Consider the following 1,693-nt stretch of genomic DNA (forward strand, 5'->3'; position numbering starts at 1 on the left):
TTAGGCATTTTTTATTTGATATTCTATTGATTATTTGTGTACATCTGTTTAATTTGTTAGTATGTAAAGGCAACTACTTACGAACGATATATCAAAATAAATGAGCTAAGAAGGTGCACGACATGGCAAAATTGAATGCAGTCGAAAAGTTAAAAAAGGAATTAGGTAAGACGCGCGAAGCGATCGACATTGCTAAAACCATCTTAGAGAAAAAACACGATCCTCAGTTGGCAGAACAGTTAAAGAAATTAATCAAAGAACACAATGAAATCGTGACACAGTTAAAGAGCATTCATTAAAGATGCTCTTTTGTTTCTTCTAAAATTAATTACCCAGCCCGTTCATAAACCTCAACCAATAGTTCATCTTCTAATCGCCCCATTTACAAATTCGTTGAAGAAGTATTACACAGATTCTTCAACTAAACTACCATTAGCACAATAAAAAAATCGAGTAAAAGCTAACCATGTTGTTCAACAAACGCATGCTTTAGTTGTATAAACAATCCGTTACGCATAAATAAAATAACAGATACAAAATATGCATAAACCCAATGAAAGTAGCATCATAAACAGCTTTTTTATATACCACGGAAATAAATCAATAATAAATAATAATATATCTCCTATAACATCTGAAATGCCTACATCAATGCTTTCATTTTGATAAAAATTTTAAATGGATCTTTCGATAATTCAGTATTTTGTATGATTTCACCCTGGAACATTTTAATGAACAGCCAGTATAAGGATTTAAAGAGTGAGTATATCCTGAGAGATAACCTGTACCTTTATTTAGAATGATTTTTGGATTTTTATAAAATATTTCACTTTTCATCCAAACACCTCCTAATTTTTAGTTTCTAGTTTCAATTTTTAAAAGGCTATTCTTCATTTCTAAACCACCACGGTAGCCTGTTAGTGTTCCATCTTTTCCAATTACGCGATGGCAAGGAATTATGATCAATAGTGGATTTGCCCCAATTGCTCTCCCAACTGCTCGAACAGCTTTTGGCTTATTTAGGTAGCTAGCAATGTCGGAATAAGTTTTAGTTTCTCCATAACCGATTGAGCATAGCGCACTCCAAACTGAATTTTGAAAAGCTGTACCACGAAAATCAAGTCTACTTTTAAAATTAGTCCGCTCGCCCTCTAAAAATTCAATTATCTCTTTTTTATAAGCTTCTATTATTGTCTCATCTTCTATCATTTCAAATCTAAAAAAGTATTTATCTTTAAATAAAAGTAATTCTTGAATTGTTCCACATTGTGAGCCTACGAAACATAGCCCTTTTATTGTTGCAACAATATGAATCTTCCATTCTTTATGTTCAATTAAGGTCCAATATAATTTTTCAGTTAAATGCAATTTAAATCATCCTTTGCTCTTTATGGTCTTATTTAAATTTTATTATAGACTTAATTAAGAAAAATGGACTGTTATTAGAATGAAAGAGCAAGAATATGAAAAAGATTTTAGATTGAACTGCGAATAAAGTCTTTGAGAACTCTGTAAAAAATGTCTTGAGAACTGCAAATATGTCCTGTTGAACTGCAATAAGGGAGACTATCTGTGCAAATAAAAGTATACTGCATTTAAAATTAGAGAATAGCAAATAAAATTAGCTAAACTGCAATTAAATTCAAAAAAATCGCAAATAAAATAATAAATTACCCATACCAGTTAGGGTATT

At 30.7% G+C, this 1,693-nt stretch carries 2 protein-coding genes and 1 pseudogene; 1 reads left to right on the forward strand and 2 read right to left on the reverse strand.

All coding sequences use genetic code 11. From position 1 onward, the window contains the following. Positions 1-122: 122 nt before the first annotated feature. The gene (locus tag CN514_RS26035; protein WP_176522505.1) at positions 123-299 is read left to right on the forward strand and encodes a hypothetical protein; all 177 of its coding nucleotides are present in this window, start codon (positions 123-125) and stop codon (positions 297-299) included. Positions 300-720: 421 nt separating this feature from the next. Here CN514_RS26035 and CN514_RS26700 read toward each other — a convergent pair. Together CN514_RS26700 and CN514_RS24290 are read right to left on the reverse strand one after the other, a co-directional pair. Then, positions 721-837: pseudogene (locus CN514_RS26700) on the reverse strand (radical SAM protein); the annotation flags it as partial. Between the two features lie 18 nt (positions 838-855). Continuing rightward, entirely contained in the window at positions 856-1,368 is a 513-nt protein-coding gene (locus tag CN514_RS24290; protein WP_098234765.1) for a methylated-DNA--[protein]-cysteine S-methyltransferase, read from the reverse strand. Positions 1,369-1,693 lie beyond the last annotated feature (325 nt).

Origin of the sequence: Bacillus sp. AFS001701 (assembly GCF_002559405.1) — a bacterium.
Taxonomy (GTDB): domain Bacteria; phylum Bacillota; class Bacilli; order Bacillales; family Bacillaceae_G; genus Gottfriedia.

Bases quoted from the DNA above. Each gene is read 5' to 3' on its own strand.
- CN514_RS26035 (WP_176522505.1), top strand. From the start codon at position 123: ATGGCAAAATTGAATGCAGTCGAAAAGTTAAAAAAGGAATTAGGTAAG.